Raw genomic sequence first — 20,677 nt, forward strand, 5'->3', positions numbered from 1 at the left:
TTCTGCTAGCGTTTCAAAAAATTATGAAAACAATAGCTGTAATTGTGTAAAGAGATTTAAACCTTAGTACAGTATTTTTCAGTACGCTTCTGAAAGTGAAGTAATAAATCAATCTCAGATTCTTCATTCTTCTCTAATATGCTACTCTTTTCAAATAAATATGATGAATCTGAGGATTTATCACTACTCAAACAAGCAAAAGAAGGTTCCAGGCAGGCTTTAGAAAAACTAGTTAAAAACCATCAGCGGTTTATTTATAACATTGCTTTAAAGTTTGTCCATGACCAAGATGAGGCAGCTGACCTTGCACAAGATGTGTTAATCATAATGGTAACTAAGCTTACACAGTTCAAGGGGAACAGTAGTTTTAGAACCTGGCTTTACCGTATTGTTGCCAACCATTTTATAAAGAGCAAAAAGCGTAAATCTGAATTACAGGTAAGTTCTTTTGAGCAGTATGGTGAGTTTTTAGATCAGGCATATAATAGCGAAGAAATGACTGATGAAGAACACATCAAGTATAACGACATGATTATTGATACCCGCAACCGCTGTATGGCAGGAATGCTGCTATGCCTGAATAAGGAGCAAAGAATGGTATTTATTCTGGGGGCTATCTTTAAAATAAAATCAGCTTCGGCATCCAGGATATTAAATATAACGGCAGAGAATTTCAGGCAGCAGTTATCGAGAGCAAAAGCAGATTTATTCCAGTTCATGGAGAATAAATGTGGATTGGTTAATCCTGCTAACCCCTGCCGATGCTCTAAAAAAACGAAAGGGTTTATTCAGGAAGGTAAAGTTGACTTTAGAGACAGGAAATTTACAACACAAACCATACAAGAGATGCATAATGTTTCTCCACAAGCCAACCACCTGCTGGATCAACTCATAGAAGGGAAATACCTCCAATTTTTTATGGAACAGCCATATGAGCATTCTGATGCCGGAAATAGGCTACTCGACTCCCTGCTACTTGACAGAGAAATCAAAAACCTATTTAGGCTTAACTAAAGGTGTGTTCATTTGAGGAGGGTATTTGTATTTATAAGTTAAAGAGTGGTAGATTTTAAGACTTATGTATTAGCTTCTGATAAAAAATATCTGTAAACATATCTCTTTGACTAATGAAAAGATCATTCTGCTTGCTCAATTGCAACTAAACTCACTTGCTGAGTATGGTGCTGTTATCTGGAAAATAGTAACAATAAACCCAAATTTTATAAATACATGATAGAAGAATTAAGGACATTATATGAGAGGGATATTCAGAGATTGCATACTGAAATTGACTCTTTTCAGCAGGATGCGCATCTGTGGCAAAAGAGCGGCCACGTCCCAAATTCAGCAGGCAATCTGGCATTACATCTAGTAGGAAACTTATCTACTTACATTGGCAACACCCTAGGTAAGCAGCCTTATGTGAGAAACCGCGAAGCGGAATTTGCTACCAAGAACCTTCCTAAGCAGGAGCTACTTCGGCAAATAGAACATACAAAAGCGGTAGTGATTACCAGTCTGAAAGCTTTGCAGACGGAAGACTTAGCGCAGGGCTATCCGGAAGAAGTGCTGGGGTATAAAATGACTACTGGCTTTTTCCTGATGCACTTATTAGCTCATTTGTCTTACCATTTAGGTCAAGTGAATTACCTCAGGCGAATCCTGGAATAAACCGGTTTTAGCTTCACCCAGCCTAATACGGACTCTCTTCAAATATTAGCCTGTCGTTTCACATAAGAGCATGCAGAAAAGAGAACGCATGAAATATTCCTTTTAGGTATAGGCCTTGCTGTGGAAATAGTAACCAATGGTAGTGGTCTTACTCTGTTGATAGGCTACTATCTAAGCTAAAGAAACAGATACATAGTTTTGCCTGACGCTTAGCCTATTTGCCATATTCGCCTTCAAGGCATTATCAGTAGATAATACACCTGAAAATTATATAAATAATACCGGTTTAACTGTAAAGCTGTAAGATGAATCGGTATGTATGTTTGCATTGTGTAAACAAAAGTAATAATGTTATGGTAACAGAAACAAAATCAATCGAGGTTACAGATAGTAACTTTGATGAAGAAGTATTACAATCTACAACGCCTGTTTTAGTAGATTTTGGTGCAGACTGGTGTCCTCCTTGTAAAGCCATTAGTCCAATTGTAGATATGCTTGCTACAGAGTATACAGGCAAAGCCAAAATTGCCAAGCTGGATGTAGATGCGAACCCTTATATCACGTCCAGGTATGGGGTCAGAAATCTTCCGACACTACTGTTTTTCAAGAATGGTAAACCGGTAGATAAAATTGTAGGTGCCGTTCCTAAAAGAGTAATGGCAGATAAACTTAATCAATATGTATAATTTGCTGAAGAGTCTACTGTAGAAGAAGTTAATTACTTCTACAGTAGAGAATAAAAGTTTTTAAGTAAAATTCAGTCTGCTAAAAATTATATAAATCTTACCGGAAATTATGTAAGGGTAATACCAGAGGCTGTCCATAACTTTGTAATTATAAAAAAGTAACAATTAAAATTTATTAAAACCATGGACAAATTTCAATTTAAAACCAATATAAAATGTGGGGGTTGTGTTGCTCAAGTTACACCGCACCTGAATGAACTTGAAGGAGTAAGAAGCTGGGAAGTAAATATTCAAAATCCGGATAAAATCTTAACAGTAATAGCTGATGGTGCAAAAGTCAACTCAATTAAAGAGGCTGTCACCCAAGCAGGATTCAAAGCAGAGAAATTGTAAAAGGCCGGCAGGAATATTCCTGCCCTGCTCTGCATTACCTTTAAAACTTATTCATATGCTTAAGTCAATATTGATTCTATTAACAGGTTTTAGCCTGCTCTCTTTTACCTTGCAGACACAGCCCAATGGTGCAGTACAAAAAACTACTTATACTCAAGCCAGCCCTCAATTTAAGGCTCAGCTCACAGCTCTTTATAAGAGCAGTCTGCATTTAAAAGAAGCATTAATATCTTCTGATGCAAAGAAAGCACAGCAAGCTGCAGGTGGGGTAAAAAAAGCCCTCACACAAGTAGACAAGACTCTGTTAAAAGATAAAGCATATGCGGAGTGGATGAGCTATCAAAATCTTTTGAATAGCAGTTTGGATAAGATAGAAAGTGAAAATAAGCTAAAATCGCAAAGGAAGTACTTTGCTCAGTTTAATGATGCTTTATATAAAAGTGTAAAAGCATTCGGAATAGAAGAAACAGTGTATTACCAACATTGCCCGATGGCTTTAGATGGGCAAGGCGCTTACTGGCTCAGTGACAGCAAGCAGATCAGAAATCCTTATTTAGGAGATAATATGCTTACGTGCGGCTCCACAAAAGAAGCTTTAAAATAATTTAACCCAATATGAGAAGATATATTTTATTAGTTAAGACGTTTGTTACTATTGTCATTGCTTCTTTTTTTGTATTTGGCTGTACTTCGGCAAGTAATGACAGTGAGGCATTACAAAATGATGCTAACACAATGGTGATGCAGGTGGAAGACCAAAATCATAGCCCTCAGCTTCCGGAAGGAGAACTCTCCAAAGATCAGGTGTGCATGGTAAATAACGCCTATATGGATAAAAAACAAATTCCTGTAGCTTTTGAAAATAAAACCTATTATGGCTGTTGTGAAATGTGCGCAGATAAAATAAAAACGAATAAAGCAGTTAGATATGCCTCTGATCCATTGACAGGAAAGGAAGTAGATAAAGCCACTGCTTTTATTGCTTTGAATCCTGCTAGCCATGATGGGGCTGTGTTTTACTTTGAATCTGAAGAAAGCTTTAAAAAATTCAAAGCAACACGCTCAATTCAATAATGTAATGTTGATTTAGCTTAAAGCACAGTTGATTTATAAAGCTATAGCTAACCAAATTTTTTGAAGGACAAAATTTCTGTTTCACAAGAGTAATTTTCAAAAACATTAGAAATTTACTTCATTTTTATTTATTCATGTATTAAGATTTCTTTTAAGTGGTTAACTAATACGTAGGTTATTCTTGGGATTTACTTCTCCAAAGCCAATTTTATTTAAAATCTCCTCTACAGCTTAGTAATGGTTACTAACTATTGAGCAAGAATAGGTGAGGGCAATTTTTAACAAATGGAAGTAATACCCTTCCTCTCCTTGAATCCCTTTACCATAGCAAAAACCGCCTTAATCATATGCAAAACCTCAATCCTTTTGAGATTACTTCCTCCAATCTTAATCATAACAATATTAACAAATACCAGGAAAGTGCATACACTATCACTGAATTTATATACCATAATATTGATGGCTGTCCGCTACATGCAACCTCAATAGAGCTCAATAATGCACCTGAAAGTACTCATGAAGGCACAGTACTCATCCTGCTACACGGCGGAGGGCCAGATCATCATAGTATGGTGCCACTTGCACAAAAACTCGCTGACTGCCACACAGTGATATTACCAGACATTAGAGGTTATGGCCGCTCTGTCTGCACTGATCCCAGCCTCCACACATGGACCCAGTATACCAATGACATTATCGCTCTTTTGGACCATATTGGTGCTTCTAAGGCCATTATTGGGGGAGCTGGTCTTGGTACAACCATCGCCCTACGTACGGCCATTACACATCCAGACCGTGTGCATGCCTTAGTACTGATAAGCATCGAAGAGATAGAGGACGATAATGCAAAGGAAGAAGAAATTGTTTTTCTTGACGCATTTGCAGCACGTGTTCAGGCTGAAGGTATTATGGCAGCTTGGGAACCCATCCTAGAAAAATTCCCTCCAATCATTGGCAACATGGTACGGGAAGCCATTCCACGTTCCAATCCAGAAAGTATTGCAACAGCAGCAGCAATTGTCCATGATCGCTCTTTTCGTAGTGTTGACGAGCTAGCAAACATAGACGTTCCTACACTAATTATTCCTGGTATTGATGATCGACACCCAACGGCACTTGCTGAGCATATTGCCCATATTCTCCCAAATGGGCACCTTGCACCAGTAACCATCTCAACGGATCTTCAAACAGCTGATGACTTTGCCCGGATTTTTGCCCCAATTATCCGCAACTTCCTCATCAATACTGTGCCGCGTAAATAAATATCTCTTTTTAATTTCCTGGATTTCGGCTAACTGATAACAAAGCCTACTGCTTAACAGCCATAAAGTTTCGTCAGTTTTTCACTTTATACAGTATTATCAAAAACTGAAATAGTATGCCTTTATTTCATTAAGTCGAATGAAATGAAGGCTTTATGATTTTCTACCTTTTCAGGAAGGAACCTAAAAATTATATAAATCATATAAGGAATTGTGTAACAGAGATTGGTGGTATAAAAGCTATTTTTGACCATGGATTTCTATTCATTGAGAGAAAGGGCATTTAAACTACATAAGATGATGGACAATACAGATAATCACCACCCAGGCCATAAGCCTCACAATCATTCTCAAGGAGAGCATGTACCTCAAGAGGAGCATAACCATGAGGCTCATCACAAAGGTGACAATGTAAAAAAGAATAAAGAGGAAGTTAAATCGCTGAAAGATGATTTAACTCAAACTACTCTTCACGGACATGATTCAAAAGAGATGAAAGGTGATGGCCATGCCATGCATAGGCAGCAAGATCATTCCCAAATGGCACATACCAATGGGGCACATGGCGGTCATGGACACGATCATCATGCTATGATGATTGATGATTTTAAGAAACGCTTCTATATATCGCTTGCCTTAACCATTCCAGTGCTCATCATTTCTCCGATGGTGCAGAATATATTTGGCTTTTCTTTTACATTTCCGGGAGATCAATATTTACTATTTGGCCTTTCTTCTATCATCTTCTTTTATGGAGGCTGGCCATTTCTTACAGGCCTTGTAGATGAAATTAAAGCCAAGGCACCAGGAATGATGACCTTGATAGGTGTGGCGATCATTGTTGCCTATTTGTACAGTACAGCTACCGTATTTGGCTTAGAAGGCATGGATTTCTACTGGGAGCTGGCTACGCTGATTGTGATTATGCTGCTGGGCCACTGGATGGAGATGAAGTCAGTGATGGGTGCATCCCGAGCTTTAGAACTACTGGTGGAAATGATGCCCTCCGAAGCCCATGTAGTACATGGCGATCACGTAATGGATGTAAAGCTGGAAGAAGTAAAAAAAGGAGATATTTTGCTCATCAAGCCAGGGGAGAAAGTACCAGCCGATGGAGTAATTACAGAGGGTGAAGGCCATCTAAATGAATCTATGTTAACAGGTGAGTCAAAGCCTGTGAAAAAAGGGGCAAATGATTCGGTAATAGGAGGTGCCATTAATGGCAATAGTTCTTTAAAAATTCAGGTACAGGGCACCGGCGCAGATAGCTATCTGTCCAGAGTAATTACCCTTGTACGGGAAGCACAGGATAAAAAATCAAGTACACAGCGCCTGGCTGATAAAGCCGCTTTCTGGCTTACTATTGTAGCCTTAACCGCCGGTTTTGGCACCTTGTTTACGTGGCTTGTTTTAGGTAAAGATTTTGCTTTTGCTTTAGAGCGAATGGTAACTGTAATGGTGATTTCCTGTCCGCATGCCCTAGGACTGGCTATTCCATTAGTGGTAGCTATTTCTACTGCCGTATCAGCAAAAAACGGTTTATTGATCCGCAACCGCACAGCCTTCGAAAACTCTCGTAAAATCACTACACTGGTGTTTGATAAAACAGGTACACTCACCACGGGAGAGTTTGGTGTAACGCGGTATGAAAGCCTTTCTGACCAATTTTCAAGGGGATATATACTTAGCGTAGCCACTGCTTTAGAGCAAAATTCAGAGCATCCGATAGCTGTAGGCATTATTAGAAAAGCAAAAGAATTATCATTAAGCATACCGCAGGCACAGGCATTCAATGCCATTACCGGAAAAGGAATTGAAGCAATGGTAGAAGGAAAAAGCATAAAAGTGGTTAGTCCCGGCTATTTAAGGGAAATAAATGTACCTATACCAGAAAAGGCATCTTCTCAAATTATAGAAACAGTCGTGTTTGTCTTGATAGATGATAAACTATCTGGCTTTATTGCTTTAGCTGATCAGGTCCGGCCGCAATCAAAAGAAGCAATCAAAACCCTGCAAGCAAATGGGGTAAAAACCATTATGCTCACAGGAGATAACGCAACAGTAGCTAAAAGTGTAAGTGAAGAGTTAGGTATGGAGGGTTTTTTTGCAGAGGTACTTCCCCATCAAAAGTTGGATAAAATAAAAGAATTGCAGCAAAAAGGAGAATTTGTAGCCATGGCAGGAGATGGGGTGAATGATGCTCCGGCTTTGGCCCAAGCAGATATAGGCATTGCTGTAGGCTCAGGAACCGATATTGCTGCTGAAACGGCTGATATTATTCTGGTAAACAGTGATCCCAAAGACATCGCTTCTTTGATTTTATTTGGAAAAGCTACCTACAAAAAAATGATCCAGAACCTAGTGTGGGCTACAGCCTATAACGTAGTTGCCCTACCATTAGCTGCAGGTGTTCTCTATAGCCAGGGAATTATGATTTCACCTGCAATTGGGGCTGTTTTTATGAGTTTATCTACCATCATTGTAGCCATCAATGCGCAGTTATTGAAAAAAGAAATTAGAAAGTAAAAGCTTGGTGACGCCCGTTTGAAAATTATTTTGTCTTTAACCTAAAACTGAAAATACTTTGGAGAAAGCTACGCTACATATAAAAAATATGGTGTGCAGCCGCTGCATGAAAGTGGTAAAAACAGAACTTGAGAACCTGGGTTTACATCCGGAGGTGGTAAAATTGGGAGAAGTGCTGCTGCATGAAAGTGACAAGCAAATAGATAAGAAGAAGGTTAATGAAGTCTTTGCTAAACATGGGTTTGAGCTGCTTGATGATAAAAAATCTCATATAATTGAAAAGATTAAAAGCACCGTAATTGAGCTCATACATTATCAAGAATCGAAAGAACATAAAAAGCTCTCCTATCTCATTGAAGAAAAAATAGGGTTAGATTATACGTACCTTAGCTCTTTATTCTCAGCTACAGAAGGTATAACTATTGAAAAATACATCATCCTGCAGCGGATAGAACGCGTAAAAGAACTCCTGGTATACGATGAGTTAACGTTAAGTGAAATAGCCTGGCAGCTGGGCTATAGCAGTGTACAACATCTTTCCCATCAGTTCAAAAAAGTGACAGGGCTAACTCCTTCCCACTTCAAAGAGATTAAAGAAGACAAACGCAACTCCTTAGATGACGTAAGATGAAAATTATATAAACTATTTCCGGAAATGTGTAAAGGCTAAACTAAGGGTATATACGATCTTTATAGCATACCCATAAAACAGTTTTCGTATGGAAAAGACAATAAAAATCAAAGGAATGGTATGCAGACGGTGCATATCAATTGTAAAAGATATTTTTCAAAGCCAGGGATTGGTGGTGTATAAAATAAAACTAGGGGAAGTTACTTATCAGGAAAAGGAAGCTTCTGCTTTGAAAAAATTGGATGAATTGCTACGAGAGGAAGGTTTTGAAATTTTAACAGACAGACAATCTACTATCATAACCAAGGTAAAGGAACTTATTGAAAATGAGCTTATCAATAGTGAAAGCCATACCAAAAATTTTGCCTCCCTAGTTACCGAAAACCTTCATATGGATTATGATACCGTAAGTACACTTTTTTCAAATACCGAAGGCATTAAGTTAGAACAATATGTTATAGGCAAGCGGGTAGAAAAAGTACAGGAGTTTCTTAAATACACCCATTTTTCTTTAACAGATATTGCTTTTCAATTAGGCTATAGCAGCGTACATCACCTATCCAATCAGTTTAAGAAAATTACAGGTATGTCTCCTTCTCATTTTAGAGAATTGCAAGTTGCTATAGAAGAAACAGTAAAGTAAGCTTCGCACAATTTATTCCTTGGGCTAAACTTTAACAGGTTTAGCTTTTTTATTTTCTGTTAGTATACTTCTAATTGGTGAATGTCCGGAAAAAACGCATTCATTGAGTCAATACCTAAAAATCATATAAATCATATCCGGAATTGTGTAAAACGTTTGAAAGAGTAGAGGAGTAACTTTGTATAGTTAGATTAATAGTAAGTCATTAAATATATTGAGTTATGAATATAGCTACAGAAACCTTAAATAAAAGTGCAAGGTTGAACACTAAAAATAAAGCAAAAGATAATAAGATCACTGTTCCTGTAACAGGAATGACCTGTGCAGCTTGCGCCGTGAGTGTGGAATCTATACTTAAATCACAAGAAGGTGTAAAGGATGCAGGAGTAAACTTTGCCAATCAGACTGCCTGGGTAGATTTTAATCCTTCTCAGGTAACGCTTCCTAAGCTTCAACAAGTCATACAATCCATTGGCTATGATTTGATCATTGATGAGGAGAATGCGAATGAAAAGCAACAGGAAGCACAGCTAAAGCATTACAAGCAGCTTAAAAGCAAAACCATCTGGGCAGCTATATTATCAGCACCAGTGGTGGTGATAGGCATGTTTTTTATGGATATGCCTTATGCTAATTGGATCATGCTGGTGCTTTCTTTACCTGTGTTGTGGCTAGGACGGAACTTCTACATAAATGCTAAAAAACAGGCGCAGCATGGTAAAGCCAATATGGATACCCTAGTGGCTTTAAGTACAGGTATTGCCTTTTTATTTAGCTTATTCAATACTTTAAATCCACATTTCTTCCATGAGCGGGGGTTACATGCTCATGTCTATTTTGAAGCAGCCATCATGATTATTGTTTTTATCCTGCTGGGCAAACTGTTGGAAGAACGGGCAAAATCCAATACATCTTCTGCTATCAAAAAACTCATGGGTTTGCAGCCAAAAACGGTGAGAATTATTGAAAATGGCGTAGAAAAAGAAATTCCTACTGCCCAGGTGGGTATAGGTAATCTGCTGGTGGTGCGGCCGGGAGAAAAGATTCCTGTAGATGGCAAAGTAACTTCGGGTAGTTCGTATGTAGATGAGAGTATGATCAGCGGGGAGCCAGTTCCAGTAGAGAAAAAAGAGGGAGAAAAAGTTTTTGCCGGAACAGTGAATCAAAAAGGTAGCTTTAGATTCGAGGCAGAAAAAGTAGGTGGCGATACTATTCTATCGCAAATTATAAAAATGGTGCAGGAAGCGCAAGGAAGTAAAGCGCCGGTGCAGAAACTGGTAGATAAAATAGCCGGCATATTTGTGCCGGTAGTCATTGGAATAGCTATCTTGAGTGCACTTGCCTGGATGGTACTAGGTGGAGATAATGCCTTTACTCATGCCTTACTCGCATTTGTGACTGTTCTTGTCATTGCTTGTCCTTGTGCCTTAGGCCTTGCTACCCCTACAGCCATTATGGTTGGTGTGGGGAAAGGTGCTGAGAATAACATTTTGATTAAAGATGCTGAGAGCCTCGAATTAGGCTATAAAGTAAATGCTATAGTCCTTGATAAAACCGGAACTATTACAGAAGGTAAACCGGAAGTAACTGATGCCATATGGTTAGTGGAAGACTCAAATAAAGCTTTATTCGAGTCTATACTATTAGCGATTGAAGCAAGTTCAGAACATCCGCTTGCCGAAGCAGTAGTAAGACAATTAAGAACCAAAGAAAATGATTCCCTTACTTTAACTGCATTTGAAAGTATTACCGGAAAAGGCGTAAAAGCAACTTATCAGCATGAGGTTTACTTGGTAGGTAATAAGAAATTATTAACAGATTACAGCGTACCCCTTAGTAATTCCATAGTATCCCAGGCAAAAGCCTTGCAAGAAGAAGCTAAAACAGTAATCTTCTTTGCCAGCAGCAAACATGTGCTCGCCATATTTGCCATTGCAGACCGTATCAAAGCTACTTCCAAACAAGCCGTTGAAAACCTCCAAAGCCAAGGTATCGAGGTATATATGCTGACAGGAGACAATGAACAGACGGCAAAAGCAGTGGCAGCACAAGTAGGATTAGCCCATTACAAAGCAGAAGTATTGCCGGCAGATAAAGCGGACTTTATAAAGCAACTGCAAGGAGAAGGTAAAGTAGTAGCGATGGTGGGCGATGGCATCAACGATTCACATGCTTTAGCACAGGCAGACGTAAGTATTGCCATGGGGAAAGGTTCAGACATTGCGATGGATGTAGCCAAAATGACACTGATTACTTCTGATTTAAACCAGATTCCAAAAGCCTTAAAATTATCCCGCAAGACTGTACAAACCATTCGGCAAAATCTGTTCTGGGCCTTTATCTATAACATCATAGGGATTCCGATAGCAGCAGGTATTTTATATCCTCCCTTTGGTTTCCTGCTTGATCCGATGATTGCAGGAGCAGCTATGGCTTTGAGTTCGGTGTCTGTGGTAACTAATAGCTTACGTTTACGCAAAGTTAAGTTGTAAGTCAAACAACAAGTTTAAAGGAGTTGAGGCATACAAGAAAAGTCTTCTCTTTATTTAATAGTTACATTTTTTATAGTTACACAAAGCTTAAGAAAAAATGAAAAATACAGTTGATATACAGCTAGAATTTAATAATAACACTTTAAGAGCAAAGGAACCAACTACCCTTTTGCTTATCCCTATTAGCTCTGAAGAGAGTACTACACCTCTTAGTTTAGAAGAAGTGCATACAAAGGATATTCATTTAATCGTTGTATCCGAAGATCTTTCCTTTTTTACTCATGAACATCAACAAAAAGAAGGGAAAGGGTATACGGTAAATTTAACTTTTCCCTTCGCTGGTAAGTTCTTTCTCTACAGTGACATCAAGCCTCTTGGCGGCTTTCCTGTTGTAGTCCAAAAAACGGTTGTAGTGGCCGGAGAGCAGAAAGAAGCTCAGCACTATCAGCATGAAGTGCTAAGTGCCAGTATCGAGGGTGTATATGTGCAGCTGGATGTAAATGATTCAAGTGCCATCAAAGTACATATTCAGCGCAATGGCATTCTTATTCCAGCCTCTTCGCTTGGCGACTTTCTGGGTGCAAAGGCGCACGTGGTCATGATATCTCAGGAGAGCAAGGAGTACTTACATGTTCATCCAATGGTGCATAAAGATGAGCTCGTGTTACATGCTGATGTTAAGGCAAAGGGAATCTTTAGGACTTGGCTCCAATTCCTGCTGGAAGACAGGCTGTACACTTTTGACTTCGTACTGTCAATGAAAGAGTTATCCCTATCTGGGCATCATCACTGAATGGCGGCAGAAGTGAGATATTCTTAGCTACATGCTGATAAAGGCTTTTTAAACCGTGGTATTACATCCTAAATAATATTTGCTTAAGTTGTTATCCCAGTTCCAAAGTTCTAACATTCCATAAGTATGCTCAGCTTGAAAGAAATAACAGCTTCAACAATGATCCTATTTTCAGTGATTGATATTCTAGGAAATATCCCCTATATCATCAAAATCAGGAAAGGTCACTGTGGCGTTCAATCCGGAAAAGCAACGGTTATATCTGCAATATTAATGGTTGGTTTTCTATTTATGGGAGAATCACTCTTACAATTCTTAGGTTTAGACACCTCCTCTTTTACCATAGCAGGAGCTATAGTTATGTTTATTATTGCTATGGAAATGATTATGGGCATTAGCCTTATTCGGGAAGATTCTTTAAGTAGTTGCTCTAGTTCTATTGTGCCTTTAGCATTCCCGCTGATTGCAGGAGCAGGCACGCTTACTACTATTATATCCCTACGCAGTGTTTATGAAATACCAAATATTTTGTTAGGTATTATTCTTAACATAATCATTATCTATGGAGTATTCCGTTCCAGTACTTGGCTGGAGCAGAAAATTGGAAATACAGGATTTAGTATCATGAGAAAAGTTTTTGGTATAGTAGTGCTAGCCATAGCCATCAAAATTGTCAAATCAAATTTGTTTATTTAATCAAAAGAAAAAAATAGTTAGGTAACGAAGAGTATTTTTAATAGACTGCATTTTAAATACAAATTAGATTTCAATAAAATAAGCCTAAAACAGGCTGCCTCCCCCTGATCACTTCTGATTTAAACCAGATACCGAAAGCCTTGAAATTGGCTCGCGAAACAGTGGCGCAATGTGAAGCTTTGATTCAAATCTCTTAAATTCTCTAATGAATAGAAAAAGGGGTACTACCCCTTTTTCTATTCATTAGAACAGGATCAACTGTTTTTCACAAGATCAGGCTAGTGTTATAGAGCTGTCGCCGTAAACATCCTGCACTAAGTTCAGTAATTTCACACCTTCCTCAAAAGGACGCTGGAAAGCCCTTCTACCCAGTATAAGCCCCATGCCTCCCGCTCGTTTATTAATGACTGCTGTTCTAACGGATTGCTCCAGATCAGTATCTCCAGCAGATTCTCCTCCAGAGTTAATAAGTCCCGCCCTGCCCATATAACAGTTTAATACCTGGTAGCGGCATAGGTCAATGGGGTGATCAGTGGCTAATTTATTATACATATCCTTATGCCACTTAGAGAAATTTACAGCCTCAAAGCCTCCATTGGTTTCCGGCATTTTTTGCTTGATGATATCGGCCTGGATAGTTACGCCCAGATGATTAGCCTGTCCAGTAATATCTGCTGCCACATGGTAGTCTTTATCTTTTGTTTTAAAAGCTGAATTGCGGGTATAGCACCATAAGATCGTAGCCATTCCAAGTTCATGTGCTCTTTCAAATGCCTGTGAGACTTCAATAATTTGCCGGCTTGACTCTTCAGAGCCAAAATAAATAGTAGCCCCTACAGCAACAGCTCCCAGGTTCCAGGCTTCTTCTACAGAACCAAACATGATTTGATTATACTTGGTAGGGTAGGTAAGCAATTCGTTGTGATTGATTTTAACAATAAAAGGTATTTTGTGCGCATACTTCCTAGCAATCATCCCTAAGTTACCAAATGTTGTAGCTACCGCATTACAACCTCCCTCTATAGCTAGTCGGATAATATTCTCAGGATCGAAGTAAATAGGATTTGGGGCAAAAGAAAATCCGGCTGTATGCTCAATACCCTGGTCGATGGGTAAGATAGAAACGTAGCCTGTTCCAGCTAAACGGCCATAATTAAACAAGGTGGCTAAACTTCTCAGCACTGGAATGCTCCGGTTGGTTTGCACAAATACGCGGTCTATAAAATCCGGTCCTGGCACATGAAGCAATTCTTTGGAAACAGTAGTCGATCGGTACTGCAGCAGATCCTCTGCACTTTCCCCGAGTAAGTCAATTATTGTCTGGTCTGCCATAATCAAGGTGATTTAGTAATCTTATTTTTTACGCAAGGAAAGCGTATGTGTTGGAGCAAAGATTCATTTATAACTAACTAATTTTCATTTGTCTATGATGGGAATAAAAATCATTTCCTAAAATTCTATTCAACCTAAAAATTATATGAATCAAACCGGTTTTTGTGTAAAGCCTAAGCAGTAGAGAGAGTGTACCTTTGATATATAATTAATCATTAATAAAAAAGTAGAATATGGAAACGCTGCAATTAAATATCGAAGGTATGGGAAGTGCACATTGTGTAATGATAGTTAAGAATACTATCTCAAAACTTCCAGGTACAGAAATCTTAACTATAGAAGTAGGAAAGTCTCAAATCAAGTATGATAAGGGTAAAACAAGCCCTGATCAGATCATTGGAGCTATAGAAAAAGCCGGCTATAATGCCAAAAGGGCATAAGAAATTTTTTATCTAAAACTTATATACTTATGAACACACTCAAATTTAAAACCAACATCAAATGTGCAGGCTGTGTAGCCAAAGTTACTCCACACCTGAACCAAGTAGAAGGTATTGAAGGAAACTGGCAAATAGATTTCTATAATCCTAATAAGTTATTAACAGTTGAAACAGATAAAGTAAGTACAAGTCAAATTAAAGAAGCGGTACAAAAAGCCGGATTTACGATTGAACAAGTATAAAAAGGAACAGGCAGAGGGCCGAATCCCTGCCTGTTCTAAAATGAAATTGTGAACTAAAAACGATATACAAATTTATGAAAACTCTTTCTATACTAGTATGGGTAACTATAATATTTTTTGCTCAAACTACGCTTGCTCAACATGAAGGACACCATCAAGCTGTTCCGGTTCAAAAAGATACTTCAATTACCTCAAGTGATACGCTTAGGGATGAACAATCTGAATCAGAACATTCATCAATGCATGATGTGCCGATGTCGAATGCTTTTTCGCTGAACTTGCCGATGAATCGCAATGGTTCGGGTACTGGCTGGCTACCTGATGCCGCTCCTATGTATGGCTACATGATCCACTCCAAAAAATGGATGTACATGCTGCATGGTAATCTGTTTTTACGCTATACTAATCATGATATCAGCAACAAGGGTTCTCGTGGTGGATCTAAGTTTGATGCCCCTAACTGGTTTATGGGCATGGGCCAAAGAAAAGTAGGAAATAATGGTTTGTTCCGTTTCAGTGCCATGGTTTCTTTAGACCGCTTAACCGTAGGCGGAGGAGGCTATCCCTTACTTTTCCAATCCGGAGAAACTTGGAAAGGTGAACCCTTGGTTGATAAACAACATCCACATGATCTTTTTTCTGAACTCTCTGTAGCCTATACGCATGCTTTCTCAAGGGATGTAGATGCTTTTGTGTACTTAGGCTATCCAGGTGAACCTGCTTTTGGACCTGTCGCTTTCATGCACCGCCCTTCCAGTTTATATAATCCGGATGCACCTATTGGGCATCACTGGCAGGATGCTACCCATATCACTTTTGGTGTAACTACTTTAGGTTTCCGCTACAAGAACTTTAAAATTGAAGGTTCTAATTTCACTGGAAGAGAGCCCAATGAGGAAAGATTTGGCTTTGACAAACCCAGATTTGATTCTTGGTCTGCAAGATTATCTTATAACCCAACACCCGAGTGGGCTTTACAAGTATCTCAAGCCTGGGTGAAAGATGTACATGAAATAGGTGAAAGAGAAGATGTCAATAAAACCACTGCTTCAGTGATTCATGCTAAAAAACTGGGAGCTAAAACTTTCTTAAACTCAGCCGCTGTATGGGGCTATAACAAAGCCGTAAAAGGCCATCATGAACCGCAGCATTCCGCTTTAGTAGAAAGTGCCCTTACCTTAAACAATACAGCCATTTATGGAAAATATGAATGGGTAGAGAAATCAGCAGAAGAGTTGTTATTAGATGAAGAAACATTTGGGCATGGAGCAGTTTTCCCTGTGAATGCCATCACGGTAGGCATCAATCAGAACCTCTTTAAGGTAGTTAACACCCATCTTTCCGTAGGGGTACAGGGCACCTGGTATGGTGTGGATAACAAGCTGCAAAACTTATACGGCAAAAATCCGCTTTCCTTTGAAACCTATATTCGCTTCTATCCAGGCTTAATGAGCTCAGGAGCAAGCCGCTAATCTTACTTTCCTACATACACAATAAACTGTTTCTTGATCAGGCTTTAAAAAATGCCTGATCAAGAGAGTGGAAGAGGTTTGCCCTCTCTGTTTGAAAAATTGAATACAAATGAAGCAATTCATACTTAAATCCCTACAACTATGAAAAAAATACTTATGTGGTCGCAAATAATACTAGCCACTATTTTACTCACCATGCTTCTTTCCTCTTGTGAGACAAGTGAAGCAGAAACTAACAGCGGAGCTACTCAGGCTCCCATGCAGAAACTACCAGTAGATGTAAAGGTAGTACAAGCCTCATCCTACCAGCAGGATGAATTAATCGTAGGAACCATTGTCGCTAATAGACAAGTAGAGATTGTCAGTGAAATTCCAAGAAAGGTAATATCAATTACATTTAAAGATGGAACCTATATACAAAAGGGTCAATTGCTCTACAAACTAGATGATGCTGATTTAAAGGCTAAGTTAAAAAAGATAGAAGCACAATTAGTATTAGCCCGGACGGATGAAAAGAGGCTGTCAGAACTTCTAAAGACACAGGCTGTCAGAGAGCAAGAATATGACCAGGTACTAAGCACTCTTCAAGCTTTACAAGCGGAAGAAGAACTTTTGCAAGTAGAGCTTTCAAAAACAGAAATCAGAGCCCCATTCGCTGGCCGTATCGGTATTTCTAAAGTGCATGAAGGAACACTTGTTGGTCCAAATATGGTATTAACCAACTTACAGGATGTCAGCAAGGTAAAAATACATTTTGCCATCCCTGAAAAATACATTGGCAAAGCAAAAGAGGGCACTAAAATCACTTTCAAAACAGATTTCTCAGAGGAGAGCTATACTGCCCAAATTACTGCCACTGAACCCCATGTAGATGCTGGCAGCCGTAGCCTGCTTGTTGAAGCCATCGCAAATAATCCGCAAAATGAATTAAGAGCAGGACTTTCCGCAAAAGTATCATTTCCAACTATTTCAGCAGATGCTCAGGCTATAATGATTCCGTCAGAAGCCTTAATTCCGTCCCCACAAGGATATACTGTGTTCACTATCAAAAATGGAACAGCCAGGGCACAGGCAGTAAAAGTGCAAAATAGAACAGAAAGCGAAGCAATGATTCTAGAGGGGCTCTCATCCGGCGATACCATCATGGTGTCAAATGTCTTACGCGCCGGAGATGGTGTACCTGTTCAGATTGTGAGTGCACAATAATAACCCTAAAACTATATTACGATGAACTTATCAGAATTAAGTATTAAAAAACCAGTACTGGCAGGTGTTTTCTCCGCTGTTATTGTACTGTTAGGGTTAGTGGGCTACAATTACTTAGGTGTCCGCGAATTCCCCTTAACTGAAGCGCCTGTCATTTCAGTTACTACGATTTACCCAGGTGCAAGCCCCGATGTAATTGCTTCTAAAATCACTAAACCATTAGAAGAAGCCCTAGCCGAAGCAAGTAATGTGCGCACCATTTCCTCTGTCTCCAGAGAACAAGTAAGTGCCATTTCTATTGAGTTTAATAGAGATGCCGATTTAGAGGATGCACTCAATGATATACGGGATAAAGTAGCCAAATCGCGCAATCAACTGCCTGTAGATGTAGATCCACCTATCGTAGAAAAAGCAAGTTCAGTAGATAACATTGTCGCTTTCTTAGAGGTGGAAAGTGACAGTAAAGATATCAAAGAAGTAAGCCACATTGCTTCTACAGTAGTAAAAGAGCGGATGCAGTCCATTCCTGGCGTAAGCCGGGTAAATATTGTAGGTGAGCATAAATATGCCATGCGCCTGCGCTTTGACCCAGTGAAACTGGCTGCTTACAGCCTCACCCCAGAAGACATTCGTACAGCACTGCTAAGAGAAAATATAGATTTGCCCTCTGGCAGAGTTGAAGGAAATAACACAGAGCTTAGCGTACGGACCCTTGGCCGCCTTACTTCCCCAGAAGATTTCAATAATATGATTATCAAGGGAAGCGGCATGAACATCATCCGTCTGAAAGATATAGGATATGCTGAGTTAGGAGAGTTCAATGAACGTAATGCGATTGTAAATAATACAAATAATATTAATAGAATAGGTGTGGGTGTGGCCATTGAAATTCAGCGGGGAGCCAATGCTATAGAAGTAGTAGACGAGTTTTACAACCGCTTAGAATTATTAAAAAAAGAAATACCTTCTGATTTTAGACTAATCGTGGGCGTTGATTTTACAAAGCCAGTGCGCAACTCTATCAAAGAAGTGGAAGAAACACTGCTGATTGCTTTTGGCTTAGTCGTGCTCATTATCTTTATTTTCCTCAGAGATTGGCGTTCCACGCTTATTCCGGTACTTGCCATTCCGGTATCGATCTTATCTGCCTTCTTCATTATGTACATGGCCGGTTTTTCAATCAATGTACTTACATTACTCGGTTTAGTACTAGCCATAGGCCTTGTGGTAGATGATGCCATTGTAGTGCTGGAAAACATCTACGAAAAGATTGAGAAAGGCATGAGCCCGGTAGAGGCAGCTTTAAAAGGTTCAAAAGAAATTTATTTTGCTGTTATCTCCACTACCATTACACTTGCTGCTGTTTTTCTGCCAATCATTTTCATGGGGGGTATCAGCGGACAATTATTCAAAGAATTTGCTATTGTTGTATCAGGATCTGTACTGGTTTCAGCCTTTGTAGCCCTTACGCTTTCTCCCATGCTGAGTGCCTATTTGCTAAGGAAACAGAATAAACCAAACTGGCTTTATAGAGTAACAGAACCTTTCTTTATTAAATTAAATAATGGCTATGCAGCCCTTTTATCTCTTTTTCTGCAAGCCAGATGGCTTGCCTGGGTATTCTTGATCGGGACTACTGCCATTATCTACTTTGTAGGTAAAAACCTACCTTCTGAACTTGCTCCGTATGAAGATAGATCCAACCTAAGTTTGATTGCTATTGCCCCTGAGGGTGTCTCCTTTGATTACATGAAGAAAAATATGGCAGAGGTAGGCAAATATGTAAATGACTCCACAGAAGGCTTATATCAGACCTATTCCATGGTAGCTATCTCCTTTTCACCAGCGCCTGCGCCAGTAAATTTTGCCATGCAGAGTATCTATCTGAAAGATCCTAGCCAAAGGCAAAAAACAGTACAAGATCTGTATAACCAGTATGGCATGGCATCTGGCAAGTTCAGAGGTATTTTGCTGTTCCCTTATTTGCCTCCAACCATCGGTACACGCTATGGTGGTGGACAACCCATCCAATATGTTTTGCAGGCTCAAAGCCTTGGAAAAGTAGCAGAGGTGCTACCAAAGATTCTGGCCGAGGCCCGTAAGAGCCCTAAACTCATGTTTGTGGATAGTGATCTAAAAATCAACAAACCTGAGCTGACCTTAGATATTGACCGCAAAAAAGCAACTTTAATGGGCATATCTATCCAGGAAGTAGCACGTGCCTTACAACTATCCTTCTCTGGTCAACGCTATGGATATTTTATCCAGAATGAACGGCAGTATGAAGTCATTGGTCAGGTAGAGCGATCTAAAAGAAATGATATCAGTGATTTAAAATCAGTATTTGTTAAGGCAGGTAATGGCACTATGGTGTCACTAGATAACCTGGTAACGATCAAGGAAGGCATCAGTCCGGCAGCTATCTACCGCTATGAGCAATATACGTCTGCTACCCTTTCAGCTGGTTTAGCACCAGGTGTAAGCTTAGCAGAGGGGATTGAGGAGATGGAAAGCATTAAACAAAGAGTGTTAGGTGAAACCTTCAAATCTGCGCTGGCAGGCCAATCTAGGGACTTTATAGAAAGCTCTTCTAACCTACTGCTTACCTTCCTTATTTCTTTAATCTTTATCTATCTGATTCTAGCCGCTCAATTTGAAAGCCTTAGAGATCCATTCATTATCATGCTTACAGTACCAATGGCTATTACAGGAGCTATCTTAAGCCTTAATTGGTTTGGCCAAAGCCTGAATGTGTTTAGCCAAATAGGCATCATTACTTTAATTGGGTTAATTACCAAAAATGGCATTCTAATAGTAGAGTTTGCCAATCACTTAAAAGAAGAAGGCTTAACTAAGCTGGAAGCGGCTAAAAAAGCAGCCATTTCAAGATTCCGCCCCATCCTGATGACCTCTCTAGCCATGATCTTTGGTGCATTGCCTATCGCTCTGACCGTGAACAGCCGTCAGTCCTTAGGTATTGTGATCGTTGGAGGATTACTGTTTGCAGGTATTCTGACCTTATTTGTCATCCCCGCAGTGTATTCTTACTTGTCTACAAGTAGAAAAAAGAAAACCATAGAAACGCCTCAATTAGTAGGTGCTTAAAGCGTAGTCCTAA

Annotated in this window: 19 protein-coding genes; 18 read left to right on the plus strand and 1 reads right to left on the minus strand. The window is 39.4% G+C overall.

The features are described 5' to 3' along the window. Positions 1 to 138: 138 nt before the first annotated feature. From Q0590_RS23215 to Q0590_RS23275, 13 genes are all read left to right on the plus strand, one after another. On the plus strand, positions 139 to 1,014 hold the full coding sequence (locus Q0590_RS23215) for an RNA polymerase sigma factor (RefSeq protein ID WP_302040007.1): 876 nt from the start codon (positions 139 to 141) through the stop codon (positions 1,012 to 1,014). A 216-nt stretch (positions 1,015 to 1,230) separates the two neighbouring features. Continuing rightward, on the plus strand, positions 1,231 to 1,671 hold the full coding sequence (locus Q0590_RS23220) for a DinB family protein (RefSeq protein ID WP_302040008.1): 441 nt from the start codon (positions 1,231 to 1,233) through the stop codon (positions 1,669 to 1,671). Between the two features lie 353 nt (positions 1,672 to 2,024). Beyond that, on the plus strand, positions 2,025 to 2,357 hold the full coding sequence (gene trxA / locus Q0590_RS23225; protein ID WP_302040009.1) for a thioredoxin: 333 nt from the start codon (positions 2,025 to 2,027) through the stop codon (positions 2,355 to 2,357). A gap of 183 nt (positions 2,358 to 2,540) precedes the next feature. Then, positions 2,541 to 2,750 carry a heavy-metal-associated domain-containing protein gene (locus tag Q0590_RS23230; RefSeq protein WP_302040010.1) on the plus strand — a complete coding sequence of 70 codons (210 nt, stop codon included), beginning with the start codon at positions 2,541 to 2,543 and terminating at the stop codon, positions 2,748 to 2,750. Between the two features lie 55 nt (positions 2,751 to 2,805). Further along, positions 2,806 to 3,354 carry a DUF3347 domain-containing protein gene (locus Q0590_RS23235; protein WP_302040011.1) on the plus strand — a complete coding sequence of 183 codons (549 nt, stop codon included), beginning with the start codon at positions 2,806 to 2,808 and terminating at the stop codon, positions 3,352 to 3,354. 11 nt (positions 3,355 to 3,365) lie between these two features. Further along, on the plus strand, positions 3,366 to 3,824 hold the full coding sequence (locus tag Q0590_RS23240; RefSeq protein ID WP_302040012.1) for a hypothetical protein: 459 nt from the start codon (positions 3,366 to 3,368) through the stop codon (positions 3,822 to 3,824). Positions 3,825 to 4,171: 347 nt separating this feature from the next. Beyond that, positions 4,172 to 5,086, plus strand: a complete 915-nt coding sequence (locus Q0590_RS23245; RefSeq protein WP_302040013.1) for an alpha/beta fold hydrolase — start codon at positions 4,172 to 4,174, stop codon at positions 5,084 to 5,086. 492 nt (positions 5,087 to 5,578) lie between these two features. Further along, on the plus strand, positions 5,579 to 7,612 hold the full coding sequence (locus tag Q0590_RS23250; protein ID WP_436714349.1) for a copper-translocating P-type ATPase: 2,034 nt from the start codon (positions 5,579 to 5,581) through the stop codon (positions 7,610 to 7,612). Between the two features lie 58 nt (positions 7,613 to 7,670). Beyond that, positions 7,671 to 8,243 (plus strand): AraC family transcriptional regulator, encoded by a 573-nt coding sequence (locus tag Q0590_RS23255; RefSeq protein WP_302040014.1) that lies wholly within the window; start codon positions 7,671 to 7,673, stop codon positions 8,241 to 8,243. A gap of 88 nt (positions 8,244 to 8,331) precedes the next feature. Then, the gene (locus Q0590_RS23260; protein ID WP_302040015.1) at positions 8,332 to 8,886 is read left to right on the plus strand and encodes a helix-turn-helix domain-containing protein; all 555 of its coding nucleotides are present in this window, start codon (positions 8,332 to 8,334) and stop codon (positions 8,884 to 8,886) included. A 221-nt stretch (positions 8,887 to 9,107) separates the two neighbouring features. Beyond that, the gene (locus tag Q0590_RS23265; protein WP_302040016.1) at positions 9,108 to 11,378 is read left to right on the plus strand and encodes a heavy metal translocating P-type ATPase; all 2,271 of its coding nucleotides are present in this window, start codon (positions 9,108 to 9,110) and stop codon (positions 11,376 to 11,378) included. A gap of 97 nt (positions 11,379 to 11,475) precedes the next feature. Next, entirely contained in the window at positions 11,476 to 12,171 is a 696-nt protein-coding gene (locus Q0590_RS23270; protein WP_302040017.1) for a DUF8832 domain-containing protein, read from the plus strand. Positions 12,172 to 12,297: 126 nt separating this feature from the next. Next, positions 12,298 to 12,867: a MarC family protein gene (locus tag Q0590_RS23275; protein WP_302040018.1), complete on the plus strand. Its 570-nt coding sequence runs from the start codon at positions 12,298 to 12,300 to the stop codon at positions 12,865 to 12,867. Positions 12,868 to 13,140: 273 nt separating this feature from the next. Here Q0590_RS23275 and Q0590_RS23280 read toward each other — a convergent pair whose 3' ends face one another. Further along, on the minus strand, positions 13,141 to 14,199 hold the full coding sequence (locus Q0590_RS23280; RefSeq protein WP_302040019.1) for a class I fructose-bisphosphate aldolase: 1,059 nt from the start codon (positions 14,197 to 14,199) through the stop codon (positions 13,141 to 13,143). 233 nt (positions 14,200 to 14,432) lie between these two features. Here Q0590_RS23280 and Q0590_RS23285 point away from each other — a divergent pair, with 233 nt between their 5' ends. The 5 genes from Q0590_RS23285 to Q0590_RS23305 all read left to right on the plus strand — a co-directional run bounded on the left by Q0590_RS23285 (position 14,433) and on the right by Q0590_RS23305 (position 20,664). Continuing rightward, positions 14,433 to 14,639 (plus strand): heavy-metal-associated domain-containing protein, encoded by a 207-nt coding sequence (locus Q0590_RS23285; RefSeq protein WP_302040020.1) that lies wholly within the window; start codon positions 14,433 to 14,435, stop codon positions 14,637 to 14,639. A 29-nt stretch (positions 14,640 to 14,668) separates the two neighbouring features. Further along, positions 14,669 to 14,881, plus strand: coding sequence for a heavy-metal-associated domain-containing protein (locus tag Q0590_RS23290; RefSeq protein WP_302040021.1), 213 nt, complete (start codon positions 14,669 to 14,671; stop codon positions 14,879 to 14,881). A 74-nt stretch (positions 14,882 to 14,955) separates the two neighbouring features. Continuing rightward, positions 14,956 to 16,353, plus strand: a complete 1,398-nt coding sequence (locus tag Q0590_RS23295) for a hypothetical protein (protein ID WP_302040022.1) — start codon at positions 14,956 to 14,958, stop codon at positions 16,351 to 16,353. Between the two features lie 141 nt (positions 16,354 to 16,494). Further along, on the plus strand, positions 16,495 to 17,559 hold the full coding sequence (locus tag Q0590_RS23300; protein WP_302040023.1) for an efflux RND transporter periplasmic adaptor subunit: 1,065 nt from the start codon (positions 16,495 to 16,497) through the stop codon (positions 17,557 to 17,559). A gap of 21 nt (positions 17,560 to 17,580) precedes the next feature. Continuing rightward, positions 17,581 to 20,664, plus strand: a complete 3,084-nt coding sequence (locus tag Q0590_RS23305) for an efflux RND transporter permease subunit (protein ID WP_302040024.1) — start codon at positions 17,581 to 17,583, stop codon at positions 20,662 to 20,664. Positions 20,665 to 20,677 lie beyond the last annotated feature (13 nt).

This window comes from Rhodocytophaga aerolata (genome assembly GCF_030503435.1).
Classification (GTDB): domain Bacteria; phylum Bacteroidota; class Bacteroidia; order Cytophagales; family 172606-1; genus Rhodocytophaga; species Rhodocytophaga aerolata.